Origin of the sequence: Streptomyces sp. NPDC050988 (assembly GCF_044456225.1) — a bacterium.
GTDB lineage: Bacteria > Actinomycetota > Actinomycetes > Streptomycetales > Streptomycetaceae > Streptomyces.
Genome location: NZ_JBITFQ010000001.1, coordinates 457,349 through 471,996, shown reverse-complemented (window position 1 = coordinate 471,996; position 14,648 = coordinate 457,349). Strand labels below are relative to the sequence as shown.

The window sequence follows — 14,648 nt, the reverse complement described above, 5'->3', positions numbered from 1 at the left end:
CGATCGGAGAGCCGTCATGCCGCTGCTCGACCCGGAGAACTGGCAGTCCCACAACCTGGCGGGCGGTGAGTACGCCGTCACGGAGCCCGCGACCGGCGACCCGCTCGGCACCGTCACGCTCGCCTCCGCCGAGGACGTCGCGGCAGCCGCCGGGGCCGCCCGCGCGGCCCAGGCCGAGTGGGCCCGCGCCCCGCACTTCGTCCGCGCCGCCGTCCTGCGCAAGGCCGGCGACCTGTTCAACGAGCACGCCGCCGAACTGCGCGACTGGATCGTGCGAGAGTCGGGCTCCATCCCCGGCAAGGCCGACTTCGAACTGCACGTCGCGGCCCAGGAGTGCTATGAGGCGGCCGCGCTCGCGTCGCGTCCGGCAGGGCAGGTCCTGCCGTCCGAGGCCGCCCGGCTGTCGTACACACGGCGGATCCCGGTCGGTGTCGTGGGAGTCATCTCGCCCTTCAACGCCCCGCTGATCCTCTCGATCCGATCGGTGGCCCCGGCGCTCGCGCTCGGCAACGGCGTCGTACTGAAGCCGGACCCGCGTACCGCGGTCTGCGGCGGTCTCGCGCTCGCCGCGGTCTTCGCCGAGGCGGGCCTGCCGGAGGGGCTGCTGCACGTCCTGCCCGGAGGCCCCGAAGCCGGTCAGGCACTGGTCGCCGACCCGCAGGTGCCCGTGATCTCGTTCACCGGATCAACTGCCGCCGGACGCGCGGTGGGTGAGGCCGCGGGGCGCCATCTCAAGCGCGTACACCTGGAGTTGGGCGGCAACTCCGCGCTGATCGTGCTGGAGGACGCCGACATCGACGCGGTGATCTCCACGGCGGCCTGGGGCTCGTTCTTCCACCAGGGCCAGATCTGCATGACCACCGGCCGTCACCTCGTCCACGCCTCGCTCTACGAGGAGTACATCGAGCGGCTCGCCGCGAAGGCCGACTCGCTGGCCGTCGGAGACCCGCACCGGGAGCAGGTGCACCTCGGGCCGATCATCGACGACGCCCAACTCGCCAAGATCCACGGCCTGGTGGAGTCCAGCACCGCACGCGGCGCGAAGCTCGCCGCCGGCGGCACCCACGACCGGCTGTTCTACCGTCCGACGGTCCTCGCGGGAGTTGACGACTCGACCCCCGCGTACGCCGAGGAGGTCTTCGGCCCGGTCGCGCCGGTGCGCTCGTTCAGCACCGCCGACGAGGCCGCCGCCCTCGCCTCCGACGGGCCGTACGGCCTCTCGCTCGGCATCGTCACCCGGGACACCGCGCGCGGCCTCGACCTCGCCGAACGCGTCCCCACAGGGATCGTCCACATCAACGACCAGACCGTCAACGACGAGGCCGTCGCGCCCTTCGGCGGCATCGCCGCCTCCGGCACCGGCGCCAGGTTCGGCGGCGAGGCCAACCTGGAGGCCTTCACCGACCTGCGCTGGACGACGGTGCGAGGAGACGTGGCGGGCTACCCCTTCTAGGGGCGCCGACGAGGTACGGGGCCGTAGGCGGCACCGGCTTGTCAATGGGCCTGCCGGCGGCACAGGCTGATCACTGGGCGCGCCGGCGGTCCTGGCGGATCACTGGGCCTGCTGGCCCTGCTCCGCGATGGACTTGCGGACCTCGTCCATGTCCAGCTTCCGGGCCTGTCCGATGACGTCCTCCAGGGCGGCCTCGGGCAGCGCCCCGGGCTGGGCGAAGACGGCCACCTGGTCACGGACGATCATCAGCGTCGGAATCGACTGGATGTTGAAGGCCGCGGCCAGCTCGGGCTGCGCCTCGGTGTCCACCTTGCCGAAGACCAGGTCGGGGTTGGACTCCGCCGCCTTCTCGTAGACCGGGGCGAACTGGCGGCACGGGCCGCACCAGGACGCCCAGAAGTCGATCAGGACGAACTCGTTGTCCGTGACCAGCTGGTCGAAGTTGTCCTTGGTGAGCTCCACGGTGCTGCTCATGGCGTTGAATCCCTCTTCCTGGGGTCGGGGCCTTGCCGCTGTCCACAACGGCGTCGATCGGTGGCGTATTCCGCGCACGTACCCGTGTGGCCACGGCCCACACCAAGCACCAGACTGACCCCATGACGGAATCGGAATCCATCGCGTACGACGTCGTGGTGCTCGGGGCCGGGCCCGTGGGGGAGAACGTCGCCGACCGCGCCCGCGCGGCGGGCCTCTCCGCCGCGATCGTGGAGAGCGAGCTGGTCGGCGGCGAGTGCTCCTACTGGGCGTGCATGCCCAGCAAGGCCCTCTTGCGCTCGGTCCTCGCCCGTGCGGACGCACGCCACGTGCCGGGCCTCAGCCAGGCCGTGCAGGGCCCACTCGACGTCGGCGCGGTCCTCGCCCATCGTGACGAATACACCTCGCACTGGAAGGACGACGGCCAGGTCCGGTGGCTCGACGGCATCGGCGTCCACCTCTACCGAGGACACGGACGGCTCGCCGGGCCACGCCGGGTCACGGTCGACGGCCCCGACGGGGAACGGCACGTCCTGACCGCCCGGCACGCCGTGGCCGTCAGCACCGGCACCCGCGCCGTCGTGCCCGACCTGCCCGGAATCGCCGAGGTCAAGCCCTGGACCAGCCGCGAAGCCACCAGCGCGCACGCCGTGCCGGGCCGCCTCGTGGTGGTCGGCGGCGGGGTCGTCGGCGTGGAGATGGCCACCGCCTGGCAGGCCTTCGGCTCGAAGGTCACGGTCCTCGTGCGCGGCAAGGGCCTGCTGCCCCGTATGGAGCCCTTCGCCGGGGAGCTGGTCGCCGAGGCGCTGACGGAGGCGGGCGCGGACGTGCGTACGGGCACGTCGGTCGAGGCGGTGACCCGGGAAGGCACGACGGTCGTGGTCACCACCTCCGCGGGCGACCGCATCGAGGCCGACGAGATCCTCTTCGCCACCGGCCGCGCCCCGCGCACCGACGACCTCGGACTCGAGACGATCGGCCTGGACCCCGGTTCCTGGCTGTCGGTCGACGACAGCTGCCGGGTGACGGGCAGCGACTGGCTCTACGCGGTCGGGGACGTCAACCATCGCGCCCTCCTCACCCATCAGGGCAAGTACCAGGCCCGTATCGCCGGTGCCGCCATTGCCGCCCGCGCGGCCGGTGTCCCACTGCTGGAGACCGACCGCTGGGGCGCCCACGCGGCGACCGCCGACCACGCGGCCGTCCCCCAGGTCGTCTTCACCGACCCGGAGGCCGCCGCCGTCGGCCTCTCCCTCGCCGAGGCCGAACAGGCCGGTCACCGGGTCCGGGCGGTCGACGTCGACCTCTCCTCGGTCGCCGGCGCCGGCCTCTACGCCGAGGGCTACCGGGGCCGCGCCCGCATGATCGTGGACCTCGACACCGAGACCCTCCGCGGTGTCACCTTCGTCGGCCCCGGCGTCGGTGAAATGCTTCACTCCGCCACGATCGCGGTCGCGGGCGAGGTCCCGGTGAGCCGGCTGTGGCACGCGGTGCCGGCGTATCCGACGGTGAGCGAGGTGTGGCTGCGGTTGCTGGAGGCGTATCGGGACGTGTAGCGCTCCGCTGGGGTGCGGGTTTTTGTCTGCGGGTTCGTTATGGCTGGTCGCGCAGTTCCCCGCGCCCCTTGAGAGTGGCCCTGCGGGCACTCAAGGGGCGCTCGGCCGCGGTTTTACTCGGGCAACTGGAAGCCAAGGGCCCTTGCCGCCTGGCTCGGGGTCGGGTGGGACCAGCGTTCCGCCATCGCCTGGTTGGAGGAGAGGGAGCGCAGTTCGGCGTGGTCCAGGTAGAGGGTGCCGTTGAGGTGGTCCGTCTCGTGCTGGACGATGCGGGCGGGCCAGCCCGTGAACACCTCGTCCAGCGGGCGGCCGTGCTCGTCCTGGGCCAGCAGCCGCACCTCGGCGGGCCGGGCCACCACCGCCTGCCAGCCCGGCACGCTCAGACAGCCCTCGAAGAACGCGGCGCGGGCGGGACCCACCGGCTCGTACACCGGGTTGACCAGCACGCGGAAGGGCAGGGGCACACGGCCGCGCGCCTCGCGGATCTCGTCCGGCACCGGTGCCGGGTCCTCGACGACCGCGAGGCGCAGCGGTACGCCGACCTGGGGCGCGGCCAGCCCGACGCCCGGTGCCGCGTACATCGTGTCGCGCAGGGCCGCCACGAAGCGCGCGAGGAGCGTCGGGTCCAGCTGGCCGTCGAAGGGCTCGGCCGGGCGCCGCAGCACCGGGTCACCGGCGGCGACGATCGGCAACGGGCCCGTACGGGAGAGCAGTTCCTCCACCTGGTCGCTGAGGGACGAGGGCACGGGATCACTGGTGGCAGCCATCGCGCCAGGATGCCAAGCGGGATGCCGGGGTGCGAGGCGGCTCTCTGGAGGGGAGTGAGGGTGTCGAACCCCGGCGGGTGTGAGGGCGTCGCGCCTCCCGGACTCCGGATACTCCCTCGGTTCCCTCCCGGGCCCCTATCCCGCGGCCTCCAGCAACGCCGTCACGCTCTCCCGGGCCCGCGCGACCCGCGACCGTACGGTCCCGACCGGGCAGCCCACCGCCGACGCGGCGTCCGCGTACGGCAGGCCCGCCAGCTGGGTCAGGACGAACGCCTCGCGTCGTGGGGCGTCCAGGGTCTCCAGGAGGTCGAGAAGAGCCACGCCCTCGTCGAAGCCGGGCAGCCCGCGCGGCTGTGCGCGCTCGGCGGCCGTCTGCCAGTCGCCGGTGTCGGACATACGCGGCCGGGCCGCCGCCGTGCGGAAGCGGTCGGCCACCGTGCGGCGGGCGATCGCCAGCAGCCAACTGCGCGCGCTGGAGCGGGCGGAGAAGCCCGGCAGAGCGGTCAGCGCCCGGAGGAACGTTTCCTGGGTGAGATCGTCGGCGCCGTGCACATCGCCGCTGAGGTGAGCCACGAAACGCCATACGTCCCGGTGGGTGGCCCGCACGAACCGCTCGACCGCGTCGGGGTCGCCGGCCCCGGCGGCCAGGGCCCAGCGGGTGATCCGTTCGTCGTCGTGTGTCTGAAGCAGGGCAGTAGCCATCGCAAGTGGTCCTTCGGTGAAGGGAAGCGCGGAGTGAGGAGAGCGGCGTACGGCCCCCGCGACCCGGAGGTGCGCGCGTGAGGCACGCGCGCGTGGGCCTCGCGTGGACCAAGGGCCGTCGCACGCGCGCGTGGGCCTACGGCAACGGCATGCGCGCGGCTCCGTACGACGCCTGGGCGCAGTACGGGAAGGACCAGGATCTCGGCCTACGAGATGGACCGGGGCCGGCCTGTGAGCAGGACCGGGACCGGCCTACGAGGAGGACCGGGACTTGGACGCCGGGCGCGCGAGCCGTTCGCCGACGGCAGGCACATGGCACGTACGCCGCGGATCCGCCCGTCACCGGTGGCGGGACGGACGGTCAGCGGGCGGCCGGTGCGACCGGCGGGCCCCTCCGCGCGACGGCGTACTCCAGCAGAACTCCGCGCAGCCGGCGCACCGGGACGAACACGGGGGTCCGTACGGGCCCGGCCGGCCGCATGGCCGCCAACACCCGCAACGCCCGCCGCAGCGGCTCGAACAGCGAGGTGCCGAGCAGCCGGCCGGTCCGGTACGCGATCGCCCGCGCCGTACGGAACGCGGCCTCCTCGCCGCGCCACAGCCACACACCGCAGACGAGCGCGGCGAGCAGGTGGGCCGCGAACATGCCGACGTCACCACCCATGAGCAGGGTGTCCGCCGGCTCGGGGCCCATCGGGTGCGTATGCGTATGGCCCGCGTCCATGGACGTGGTCGACATGAAGATGTCCGACGAGCGCGCCCGCTGGGCGAGTCCGAACAGCTGGTGCAGCCCGAGCTGCGCCACGACCGTGGCCCCGGTCACCAGCCCGACGCCGCGCTCCCGCCCGGTGAGCCACCACGCGGCGGCCGTCGTCGCGGCGAACGCGTACCCGACGGCCCACCACGGCAGACCCGCCCCGGACATCAGCGCGTGCCCCAGAGCCGCCGACACCACGCACACGGCCGCGAACACGGCGGCACGCGCGAGGCGGAAGGCGATCCCGGAGGTCATGGCGAGCATCGTGCCAGTACAAGGGCGTTGGGACGACAGGAGCCCCGATATGCGTCGCGCGATGTGACCCACACCACGCGAACCTCCGGGAACTCGACGCCCCCGCCCACCGACTACTGCACCGCAACGGCCGAGCACGGCCCGTCGTCCCCTGCCCCACCGGAGAAGCCCGCCGATGACCACCGCTCCCACGACCGAGACGGACGAGTCCCCGCAAGCCGTCGCCCCCTCCCCGAAACGCGGCCTCTGGTCGCCACTGCGACCCCTGGTCCTGCGGCTGCACTTCTACGCCGGAGTGCTCGTCGCCCCGTTCCTGCTGGTCGCCGCCACGACCGGATTCCTGTACGCGGCGTCGTTCCAGGCCGAGAAGATCCTGTACTCGCACGAGATGACCGTCCCCGTCGGCGACGAGAAGCTGCCGATATCCGAGCAGGTCACCGCCGCCCGCAAGGCCCACCCGGAGGGCACGGTCTCCGCCGTACGCCCCTCGCCTGAGGACGACGAGACCACCAGGGTGATGCTGTCCGGCGTCCCGGGCATCGAGGAGACCCACACCCTCGCGGTGTTCGTCGACCCGTACACCGCCAAGGTGCGTGGCTCGCTCGAACAGTACGGATCCACCGGCGCCCTGCCGCTGCGCACCTGGATCGACGAGTTCCACGCCAACCTGCAACTCGGCCAGAACGGCCGGCTCTACAGCGAACTCGCCGCCAGCTGGCTGTGGGTGATAGCCGGCGGCGGCCTGGTGCTCTGGTTCAGCCGCCGCCGTACGCAGCGCAAGATTCGCGGCACCACCGGCCGCCGACGCACTCTCGGTCTGCACGGCACGGTCGGCGTCTGGGCCGCCCTCGGGTTCTTCTTCCTCGCGGCGACGGGACTGACCTGGTCGACGTACGCCGGCGCGCACATCGACGAACTGCGCACCTCGCTCCATCAGGCCACCCCCGCGGTGTCGGCGGCCGCGGGCGGCGAGCACTCCGGCCACGGTTCCTCCTCGGCGGAGGAGGACGTCGAGCACGGCGTCGGCCTCGACAAGGTACTGGCGGCCGCTCGGGCGGAGGGCCTGGGCGACCCGGTGGAGATCGTCCCACCCGCCGACGCGGAGTCCGGTTACGTGGTGAGGCAGGTCCAGCGCAGCTGGCCCACCAAGCAGGACGCGGTCGCCGTCGACCCGTCGAACGGCGAGGTCACCGACACGGTGCGGTTCGCCGACTACCCGGTCCTCGCGAAGCTGACCCGCTGGGGCATCGACGCCCACACCGGAGTCCTGTTCGGCCTCGCCAACCAGCTCGTACTGATGGCCCTGACCCTCAGCCTGATCCTCCTCATCCTCTGGGGCTACCGCATGTGGTGGCAACGAGGCCGAGCCTCGGCCTTCGGCCGCCCCATCCCCCGAGGCGCCTGGCAACAGGTCCCCGCCTACATCCTGGTCCCCCTGATGGCGGCCATAGCCGTCCTCGGCTACTTCGTCCCCCTCCTCGGCATCCCCCTGGCCGCGTTCATCGCCGTGGATGTCGTACTGGGCGAGATCGCGCACCGCCGCGGAAAGCGGACGTACGCGACGTCCAAGTAGCGGCCCGCCGTTGCCCGCACGGCCGGGTCCCTTCGGGCGGGGACCCAGCCGGCCGCAACGAGGTGGCCGCAACGAGGTGGCCTCAACGATGTGGCCTCAACGATGTGGTCGAGGCCGCAAGGCGGTGGCCTCAACTCCGTGTTCGTAAAGAGATGTTCGCGAAGAACTCTTCCGGAAGAGTTCTTCGCGTTCTACGCTGCGGCCCATGGCGGACGACGACATCACCCTCGACACGGCCGCACTGCGTGTACTGGCGCACCCCATGCGGCTCGCACTGCTGAACCGCCTGCGCCGGCAAGGCCCGGCGACCGTGCGGCAGTTGGCCACGCACTTCGAACTGGACTCCGGCGCGGCCAGCTACCACCTGCGGCGTCTGGCGGCGGGCGGACTCATCGAGGAGGACACGGAGCGGGGGACGAGGCGGGACCGGTGGTGGCGTGCGCGGCACCGGATCTCGACGCACGACCCGTCCACGTCACCGGACGCCACCGAAAGCCGTGCGTACGTACAGGCTGTGGCCCTGGCCGACGGCGAGACGCTGCGCAGGGTGGCCGGCGAGGTCGTACCGTTCCTGCCCGACGAGTGGTTCGGGGTCAGCGCGTTCATGAGCCAGAACCTGCACCTGACGCCCGGTGAACTCGACGCGATGAAGCGGGAGTTGGCGGGAGTCATCGAGCGGTACCGGACGGGGGAGCCGACCGAGGGGGCCGAGCGGGTGACCGTTCAGCTGCAGATGTTCCCGTTGCTCACCGACGAGACGTGACCGCGACGAGACCCGCCTTCCGCGATGCCAACGTCCTGCGCTGGCTGGGCGCCTACACCACGTCGGTCACCGGCGACGTCGCCTACTTCATGGCGCTGTCCTGGGCCACTGCCCGGGTCGCGGGTCCCGCACAGGTGGGCGTCGTCCTCGCCGTCGGGGCGATACCCCGCGCAGTCCTCATGCTGGGCGGCGGTGTGCTCGCCGACCGCTTCGGCCCGCGCCGCGTCCTGATCGGCAGCGACCTCGTACGGTGCGGGGTGCTGCTCGGCGCCGCCGTCGCGACCTGGGTCGGCGGCCCCCAACTGTGGCTGCTGTACGCCCTGTCCGTGCTCTTCGGCGTGGTCGACGCGGTGTTCATGCCGGCGGTGGGCGCCCTGCCGCCGAGGCTCACGGACCAGGGGCAGTTGGCCCGCGTGCAGGGCATGCGGGTCCTGGCGGTGCGGTTCAGCAACGCGGTGGGGCCGTTGGTCGGGTCCTTCGCCCTGGCCGTGGTGGGGGCGGCCGGCGCATTCGCTGTGGTGGGGGCGCTTTTCGGGGTGTCGTTGGGGCTGTTGTCGGCGGTGCGCACGAAACCGGTCGTCGCGACGGTGGTCGCCACGGCGGTGGGGGAGAGGGGCCTCGAGCCCGCGCCGCATCGGAGCGGTCCCGTCGAATCCGATCCGCCCCGGGCTCTGTCGGCCGACCTGCGCGACGGCCTCCGCTATCTGCGCGGTCACCGGCGGCTGCGCCGCCTCGTCTGGGTCATCGCCCTCGGTGAGATGTGCTTCAGCGGCCCGCTCGCGGCCGGCCTCGTCCTGCTCGCCGATGAACGGAAGTGGGACGCCGCCGCACTCGGCTGGATTCTCGCCGCTTTCAGCGTCGGCGGTGCCGTCAGTGCCCTGGCGACGGCCGCAGCCCGCCGAGTGCCACGGGCCGGAGTCGTCCTGGCGGTCTCGCTCGCCGTGACCGCCGGTCTGGTCACGGTGCTGGGCAGGGCCACGACACCAGGATCGGCTGTCGTGCTCAGCGGGTTTCTCGGTGCGGTCAGCGGTGTCGCGATGGTTCTGGGCAACGCCCTGCTGCAGAAAGAGGCCGAGCCCCGGTACCTCGGGCGCGTCACGTCAGTGACGACCCTCGGCACCTTGGGGCTCAGCCCTCTGCTCTTCCCGCTCACCGGCCTGGCCGCCGCACTCTGGGGTACGGCGACCTTCTTCGCCGGGTGCGGCGCGATCTGCGTCCTGGCGGCCGCGACCGCGCTCACCTCGTCACTTCGCGGCGCGCGCCTCTAGGCGCTCCCGTTGCTCCCGGCACTCACAAGGACTCGAACTCGCCCGCCAGGGCCGAGGCGAGGCGGAGGTGCGGCTCGGCCTCGTCGGGGCGGCCCTGGCGTTGGAGGGTGCGGCCCAGCATCAGTCGGGCATAGTGCTCCACGGGGTCGCGCTCGACGAGCAGCCTCAACTGGGTTTCCGCGCGGCCAAGTTGGGCCGAGTGGTAGTACGCGCGGGCCAACAGCAGTCGCGGGCCCACCTGCTCCGGCACCTCCTCGACCAGGCCGTCGAGGATGCGCGCCGAGGCGGCGTACTCCTTGGCGTCGAAGAACATCCGGGCGCGCTCCCAGCGCTCCGCGGCCGTTCCGTGGTCGTAGTACGTCGTGTCCACTTCCGACCTCCTTCGAGGGCCAGAACGACGCCGTTTCGTTGAATATTCCACGACCTCCACGACCTCCACGGCCTCCACGAGTGCCGTGGAGTGGCTGCCGGTGGCTGCTACATCCGGGCCAGTTCGGCGTTCGCCCGCTCGGTGACGAGTGTGAGTACGCGGCCTGCCGTCGCCAGGTCCTCGGCGGGAATGTCCGCGTAGATCCGGGCGGAGATCTGGGCGGTCTCGGCGGTGACCCGCTCGTACAGGTCCCGGCCGACAGCTGTGAGCCGCAGCCCGGAACCGTCGGACGGTGCCTCCTCGACCAGCTTCGCCGCCACCAGTTCGTCGATGGTGGTCTGCACCGCCGACTCGTCGGTCTTCAGCGAACCGGCCACGTCGGACGCCACCCGGTCGCGCTCGATGGGGCCGTCCGCGATCGCGACGACCCTGAGGGTCACCGACTGGTTGAACGTGTTGCCCGTACGCGTCAGAACGCGCTCCAGGACGGCACGTCCCGCGTAGTGGGCGAGGGCGATGACACGGCCGTTGACGGTGGGTGTGGTGGGTGTGGTGGGTGTGGCGGTGGTCATGACTACTCCGTCTCGTTCTCCGTCGGCGGATCAAGCGGTACGTCCAGGAGGGTCGCCAGCTCGCGGCTGAATGCCTTCGTGCGTGGGCCGTCGAGGCCCCCGAGTGGTGTCAGCAGGTGTTCCAGCAGTCCGTGCACGATCCCGATCGCGCGACGGGTGACCTCGCGACCCTGATCGGTGAGCGTCAGCCGCACCGCGCGGGGATCGGCGGGGTCCCGCGTGCGCTCGACGAGCCCGGCTGCCTCCAGGGCGCGGGCGAGCTTCGACACGTACAGCGGTTCGAGCCCTGTGTGGTCGGCGAGTTGCCGCTGGCTGGGGCGGAGTCCGGTCCTGTGCATGCCGTACAGCGACGCCACCAGTGAATACTGCGCGTGGGTCAGGCCGAGCGGCGCCACCGCCCGGTCCACGGCGACCCGCCATTTCATCGACAGGCGCCACACCAGGAAGCCGGGCGTCGCGCCCTCGGGATTCGTACTCACGAGAGATACAGTACATAGACATTATGTACATGGCTACTATGTTCGCTGCGAGGGCGTCACCGCCGACCGGCGGGCGGATGGCTGACGGAGAGTCCTTCGCGGGACTAGGTTGTGGGCCATGAGCAATCTTGATCGCGAGGCAGTTCCCGCTCTGTGCGGCGGCCGGGGTTTCGTGGTGGCGGAGCCGGTGCGTGAACTCCTCAGTCCCCGCCGGGTCAAGCTCGGCGAGTCCAGCGAAGTCCGCCGTCTGCTGCCCAACCTGGGCCGCCGCATGGTGGGCGCCTGGTGCTTCGTCGATCACTACGGCCCCGACGACATCGCCGAAGAGCCCGGCATGCAGGTTCCGCCACATCCGCACATGGGCCTGCAGACCGTCAGCTGGCTCCACGAGGGCGAGGTCCTGCACCGCGACTCCACCGGCAGTCTCCAGACGATCCGGCCGCGCGAGCTGGGCCTGATGACGTCCGGCCGCGCCATCAGCCACTCGGAGGAGAGCCCCAAGTCGCACGCCCGCTTCCTCCACGGCGCGCAGCTGTGGGTCGCGCTCCCCGACAGTGACCGCCACACCGACCCGCTGTTCGAGCACCACGCCGAACTGCCCGTCGTCACCGCACCCGGCATCGAGGCCACGCTCATCCTCGGCAGCGTCGACGGGGCCGCCTCGCCCGGCACGACGTACACCCCGATCGTCGGCGCCGACCTGGCCCTCGCCCAAGGCGCCGACGTACGCCTCCCGTTGGAGCCGGACTTCGAGTACGCCGTGCTCTCCATGTCCGGCGAGGCCCACGTCGACGGCGTACCGCTGCTGCCCGGATCCATGCTCTATCTCGGCTGCGGCCGCTCCGAACTCCCCCTGCGCGCCGAGTCGGACGCGGGCCTCATGCTCCTCGGGGGTGAGCCGTTCGAGGAGGAGCTGATCATGTGGTGGAACTTCATCGGCCGCTCCCAGGAGGAGATCACCCAGGCCCGCGCGGACTGGATGACGGGCTCACGCTTCGGCGAGGTGGTGGGGTACGGCGGGGCGGCGCTGCCCGCTCCCGAACTTCCGCCGGTGCCGCTGAAGCCGCGTGGAAGGGTGCGCTGACCAGTGGGAATTCGAGGGCCGGCAAGCGGGTCGCCTGGCTACGGCGACCTGCCTGCTCGTCCCCTGTCGGGAGCTCGTCCCCTGTCGGGAGTTGACAGGTTCCGGCCCGCGTATGGTTCGGATCTTGGTGGGTGGCGCAGCGGGTGGATGGGGCGCCGTCCATCGGCGGCCCGGAGGGGGTTGCTTCGCACTACGGGCGAGGGATCGCTCCAGCGTGTCCGCGTGTCCGCGTGTCCGCGTCGCCGCTGACGCTGCGGGGGCGTGGGCAGCGCCAAGACGCGCAGCTGTGGGCGTTCCTGGTCGACGACCGTGGCGGCCTGGTCCGATGTGCTCACGCCGTCGTCCTCGTGTCAGGATGACGACATCTGAACTGCCGGATGCCCCGGCGTGGTTGGGCCGGGGGCCATCGGTGTGCAGGCGGACTTCCGGCAATCAGTGCGCGACGCCGCGCATCAGTGCCTCCAGGTCGCGTTCGCCGGCCGGTGTCTGTGCCCCGTTCTGCAGGCCCCCGCTGATCAGCCGCTGAGCGGCCGGCAGACTGAACGTGGCAGCCCAGGCGTCGTTCTCACGCAGGAGCCCCTCCTTGAAGTCTTCGGCGGGCAGCGAGCGCTTGGCCGCTTCGATGACACCGTCGGGCAGCGCGGCGATATTGCGAGCGACACGGTCGACGTACGCGTCGAGTTCGGCGGCGGGCAGGGCCCGGTTGATCCAGCCGTAGGACGCCGCCGTCTCGGCGTCGAACAGGTCGGCGGTGAGGACCACCTCCAGTGCGCGGTTTCGACCCACGCGGTCCCGGAGGTACTGCGTTCCGCCTCCGCCGGGGACGATGCCCATGAGCGCTTCGATCTGACCGAGTCCGGCGGTCTCGACGGCGGCGAATGCCATGTCCGCCGCGGCTACGAATTCCGCCCCGCCCCCGCGCGCCTTTCCTGCGAGCTTGACGATGGTTATCTGGGGCTGGTGGCGGATGAGTTCGCCGACGGCCTGGAACACGTTGACGTCCGCCGATGCCGACGCGGCGAGTTCCTGGAGGACGTCCATCCTCTCCCCGATCCGCATGTCCACGTGAGCGAGGAAGAACTCCGGGTCGGCGCTGGAGAAGACGATCACCCGGACCGATGGATCCTCCGCGAGAGTGGTCAGCACGGTCCGGAGTTCGCGCATCATCGTCGCGCTGATCACGTTCACCGGGGGATTGTCGAGGACGATTCGTGTGACGCCGTGTTCGCTGCTCATGTGCAGCGTGGAGTAGGCATCGTTCGTCATCAAAGTCTCCCTGGGTATCCAAAAGGTATGTAGGTTTGCGATGAATACCTACCGTCGGCGGCGCCGCTCGGATCGTCAAGAACGCACTTTGGGAGAACCAAGGCACATGAAGGACACCGACCTGCACGGAGTTGACGCCGAAACACGTACCGTTTTCTGGGCCGACTGCCCCAGCCGGCCGATCCTCGACCAGATCGCGGACAAGTGGTCGATGATGGTCATGGCGCTGCTGGAGCGGCCTACCCGGTTCAATGAGCTGAAGCGTGGCCTGGAGGGCGTGACACAGCGCGTGCTCACCCAGACACTGCGTCGCCTTGAGCGGAACGGCATGATCCAGCGCAAAGTACTGCCGACCTCACCAGTCGGCGTCGAATACTCCCTCACACCGCTGGGCGAGTCCCTGCGCGAGCCGTTCGGGCATCTCTACGGCTGGACCGTCGAGCACAGCAACGAGATCCAGAACTGCCAGCGGGCGTACGACAGCAGGGGCTGACACCGCACGTGGAAACGCGGCGCCACCGGTGCCAGGTTCCTTCTCGAGGATGACCCGGTCCTCGTTGCAGGCCCCTCCAGGACGGGGTGCTGTCGGGCGGTCGGCTGCTGGTCGGTCGAGAACGGCCTGTAGGCCAGGTTCGCCGCCGAGGGACCCTTCCGGGCGGAGGGCCGAGGCCCTGTCTGTCGTCGAACCCGTCGGCAATCACCATCGGATCTGCTCGAATTCGAGCAGCCGCGAACCCCCGGACTACGTGGGTTCGTTGGACACGCGGGCCGCCTGCTGCGTCAGCAGTCTGCTTCGTCGGCAGCGACGGAGTCGCGTTGTGCGGCCTGGGCGACGCGGGACAGCAGAGTGCGCAGTTGGTGGGCGTCGTGGTCGTCGAGGTCGGTGAGCAGGCGGGCCTCGGCGGCGGCGAGACTTTCCCGCACCTGGTCGAGGCGGGCGCGTCCGGTGTCGGTGATCAGGACCAGGCGGGCGCGGCGGTCACGGGGATCGGGTCTGCGGGTGACGAGTTCGTGGGCCTCGAGGTCGTCGAGGAGGTAGGTCATCACGGTGCGGTCCAGGCTGACCGCTTTGGCGAGGGCGAGCTGAGAGGGCGGCTCACCGCTGACGAGGGCGACCAGGACGAGGTAGGCGCGCGCGCCTCCGGGCAGGTCGGCGACGGATTCCGTGGCCACGCGGCGGAACGCCGAGGAGACCATGCGGATCGCCCAGCCCAGATCTGTGTCCAGCGCCAGGTCCGCGGTCTCGCCGCTCGGCTTCTTCTCGGACGTGAATGCATCCACGCGCTGAGCCTACCAGTATGCCCTGGCC

General features: G+C 71.2%; 16 protein-coding genes. 7 read left to right on the top strand and 9 right to left on the bottom strand.

Annotated elements, in window-relative coordinates; all coding sequences use genetic code 11:
- Window positions 1-16: 16 nt before the first annotated feature.
- The gene (locus ACIBEI_RS02080) at window positions 17-1,453 is read left to right on the top strand and encodes a benzaldehyde dehydrogenase (RefSeq protein ID WP_398884111.1); all 1,437 of its coding nucleotides are present in this window, start codon (window positions 17-19) and stop codon (window positions 1,451-1,453) included.
- 99 nt (window positions 1,454-1,552) lie between these two features.
- Here the strand turns inward: ACIBEI_RS02080 and trxA are convergent, their stop codons facing one another.
- Window positions 1,553-1,927 carry a thioredoxin gene (gene trxA / locus ACIBEI_RS02075; RefSeq protein WP_189839268.1) on the bottom strand — a complete coding sequence of 125 codons (375 nt, stop codon included), beginning with the start codon at window positions 1,925-1,927 and terminating at the stop codon, window positions 1,553-1,555.
- A 122-nt stretch (window positions 1,928-2,049) separates the two neighbouring features.
- Here trxA and ACIBEI_RS02070 point away from each other — a divergent pair, with 122 nt between their 5' ends.
- Window positions 2,050-3,483, top strand: coding sequence for a dihydrolipoyl dehydrogenase family protein (locus ACIBEI_RS02070; RefSeq protein ID WP_398884109.1), 1,434 nt, complete (start codon window positions 2,050-2,052; stop codon window positions 3,481-3,483).
- A gap of 113 nt (window positions 3,484-3,596) precedes the next feature.
- On the opposite strand, the gene ACIBEI_RS02065 is transcribed toward ACIBEI_RS02070, so the two are convergent.
- The 3 genes from ACIBEI_RS02065 to ACIBEI_RS02055 form a co-directional block, all read right to left on the bottom strand.
- Window positions 3,597-4,250, bottom strand: a complete 654-nt coding sequence (locus tag ACIBEI_RS02065) for a peptide deformylase (RefSeq protein WP_398884107.1) — start codon at window positions 4,248-4,250, stop codon at window positions 3,597-3,599.
- A gap of 135 nt (window positions 4,251-4,385) precedes the next feature.
- The gene (locus ACIBEI_RS02060; protein ID WP_398884105.1) at window positions 4,386-4,952 is read right to left on the bottom strand and encodes a sigma-70 family RNA polymerase sigma factor; all 567 of its coding nucleotides are present in this window, start codon (window positions 4,950-4,952) and stop codon (window positions 4,386-4,388) included.
- A gap of 361 nt (window positions 4,953-5,313) precedes the next feature.
- Window positions 5,314-5,964 (bottom strand): hypothetical protein, encoded by a 651-nt coding sequence (locus tag ACIBEI_RS02055; protein ID WP_398884103.1) that lies wholly within the window; start codon window positions 5,962-5,964, stop codon window positions 5,314-5,316.
- Between the two features lie 175 nt (window positions 5,965-6,139).
- Here ACIBEI_RS02055 and ACIBEI_RS02050 point away from each other — a divergent pair, with 175 nt between their 5' ends.
- The 3 genes from ACIBEI_RS02050 to ACIBEI_RS02040 all read left to right on the top strand — a co-directional run bounded on the left by ACIBEI_RS02050 (window position 6,140) and on the right by ACIBEI_RS02040 (window position 9,568).
- The gene (locus ACIBEI_RS02050; protein ID WP_398884101.1) at window positions 6,140-7,537 is read left to right on the top strand and encodes a PepSY-associated TM helix domain-containing protein; all 1,398 of its coding nucleotides are present in this window, start codon (window positions 6,140-6,142) and stop codon (window positions 7,535-7,537) included.
- Window positions 7,538-7,742: 205 nt separating this feature from the next.
- The gene (locus ACIBEI_RS02045) at window positions 7,743-8,300 is read left to right on the top strand and encodes a helix-turn-helix domain-containing protein (RefSeq protein ID WP_398884099.1); all 558 of its coding nucleotides are present in this window, start codon (window positions 7,743-7,745) and stop codon (window positions 8,298-8,300) included.
- On the top strand, window positions 8,297-9,568 hold the full coding sequence (locus tag ACIBEI_RS02040; RefSeq protein WP_398884097.1) for an MFS transporter: 1,272 nt from the start codon (window positions 8,297-8,299) through the stop codon (window positions 9,566-9,568). Before ACIBEI_RS02045 ends, ACIBEI_RS02040 begins: the two co-directional genes overlap by 4 nt.
- 22 nt (window positions 9,569-9,590) lie before the next feature.
- Here the strand turns inward: ACIBEI_RS02040 and ACIBEI_RS02035 are convergent, their stop codons facing one another.
- The 3 genes from ACIBEI_RS02035 to ACIBEI_RS02025 form a co-directional block, all read right to left on the bottom strand.
- Window positions 9,591-9,938 (bottom strand): tetratricopeptide repeat protein, encoded by a 348-nt coding sequence (locus ACIBEI_RS02035; RefSeq protein WP_398884095.1) that lies wholly within the window; start codon window positions 9,936-9,938, stop codon window positions 9,591-9,593.
- A gap of 107 nt (window positions 9,939-10,045) precedes the next feature.
- Complete coding sequence (locus ACIBEI_RS02030) at window positions 10,046-10,510, bottom strand: MarR family winged helix-turn-helix transcriptional regulator (RefSeq protein ID WP_398884093.1); 465 nt, start codon at window positions 10,508-10,510, stop codon at window positions 10,046-10,048.
- Window positions 10,511-10,512: 2 nt separating this feature from the next.
- Window positions 10,513-10,989, bottom strand: coding sequence for a MarR family winged helix-turn-helix transcriptional regulator (locus ACIBEI_RS02025; RefSeq protein WP_398884090.1), 477 nt, complete (start codon window positions 10,987-10,989; stop codon window positions 10,513-10,515).
- 118 nt (window positions 10,990-11,107) lie between these two features.
- On the opposite strand from ACIBEI_RS02025, the gene ACIBEI_RS02020 reads away from it, so the two are divergent.
- Entirely contained in the window at window positions 11,108-12,073 is a 966-nt protein-coding gene (locus tag ACIBEI_RS02020; RefSeq protein ID WP_269654485.1) for a pirin family protein, read from the top strand.
- 432 nt (window positions 12,074-12,505) lie between these two features.
- Here the strand turns inward: ACIBEI_RS02020 and ACIBEI_RS02015 are convergent, their stop codons facing one another.
- Window positions 12,506-13,339 (bottom strand): enoyl-CoA hydratase/isomerase family protein, encoded by an 834-nt coding sequence (locus ACIBEI_RS02015; RefSeq protein WP_398884088.1) that lies wholly within the window; start codon window positions 13,337-13,339, stop codon window positions 12,506-12,508.
- Window positions 13,340-13,445: 106 nt separating this feature from the next.
- Between ACIBEI_RS02015 and ACIBEI_RS02010 the strand changes: the two genes are divergently transcribed.
- Window positions 13,446-13,832 (top strand): winged helix-turn-helix transcriptional regulator, encoded by a 387-nt coding sequence (locus ACIBEI_RS02010; protein ID WP_398884086.1) that lies wholly within the window; start codon window positions 13,446-13,448, stop codon window positions 13,830-13,832.
- A 287-nt stretch (window positions 13,833-14,119) separates the two neighbouring features.
- Here the strand turns inward: ACIBEI_RS02010 and ACIBEI_RS02005 are convergent, their stop codons facing one another.
- Window positions 14,120-14,620 carry a MarR family winged helix-turn-helix transcriptional regulator gene (locus ACIBEI_RS02005; RefSeq protein ID WP_398884084.1) on the bottom strand — a complete coding sequence of 167 codons (501 nt, stop codon included), beginning with the start codon at window positions 14,618-14,620 and terminating at the stop codon, window positions 14,120-14,122.
- Window positions 14,621-14,648: the final 28 nt, after the last annotated feature.

Bases quoted from the DNA above. Each gene is read 5' to 3' on its own strand.
- ACIBEI_RS02080 (WP_398884111.1), top strand. From the start codon at position 17: ATGCCGCTGCTCGACCCGGAGAACTGGCAGTCCCACAACCTGGCGGGC.
- trxA (WP_189839268.1), bottom strand. From the start codon at position 1,927: ATGAGCAGCACCGTGGAGCTCACCAAGGACAACTTCGACCAGCTGGTC.
- ACIBEI_RS02070 (WP_398884109.1), top strand. From the start codon at position 2,050: ATGACGGAATCGGAATCCATCGCGTACGACGTCGTGGTGCTCGGGGCC.
- ACIBEI_RS02065 (WP_398884107.1), bottom strand. From the start codon at position 4,250: ATGGCTGCCACCAGTGATCCCGTGCCCTCGTCCCTCAGCGACCAGGTG.
- ACIBEI_RS02060 (WP_398884105.1), bottom strand. From the start codon at position 4,952: ATGGCTACTGCCCTGCTTCAGACACACGACGACGAACGGATCACCCGC.
- ACIBEI_RS02055 (WP_398884103.1), bottom strand. From the start codon at position 5,964: ATGACCTCCGGGATCGCCTTCCGCCTCGCGCGTGCCGCCGTGTTCGCG.
- ACIBEI_RS02050 (WP_398884101.1), top strand. From the start codon at position 6,140: ATGACCACCGCTCCCACGACCGAGACGGACGAGTCCCCGCAAGCCGTC.
- ACIBEI_RS02045 (WP_398884099.1), top strand. From the start codon at position 7,743: ATGGCGGACGACGACATCACCCTCGACACGGCCGCACTGCGTGTACTG.
- ACIBEI_RS02030 (WP_398884093.1), bottom strand. From the start codon at position 10,510: ATGACCACCGCCACACCCACCACACCCACCACACCCACCGTCAACGGC.
- ACIBEI_RS02020 (WP_269654485.1), top strand. From the start codon at position 11,108: ATGAGCAATCTTGATCGCGAGGCAGTTCCCGCTCTGTGCGGCGGCCGG.
- ACIBEI_RS02015 (WP_398884088.1), bottom strand. From the start codon at position 13,339: ATGACGAACGATGCCTACTCCACGCTGCACATGAGCAGCGAACACGGC.
- ACIBEI_RS02010 (WP_398884086.1), top strand. From the start codon at position 13,446: ATGAAGGACACCGACCTGCACGGAGTTGACGCCGAAACACGTACCGTT.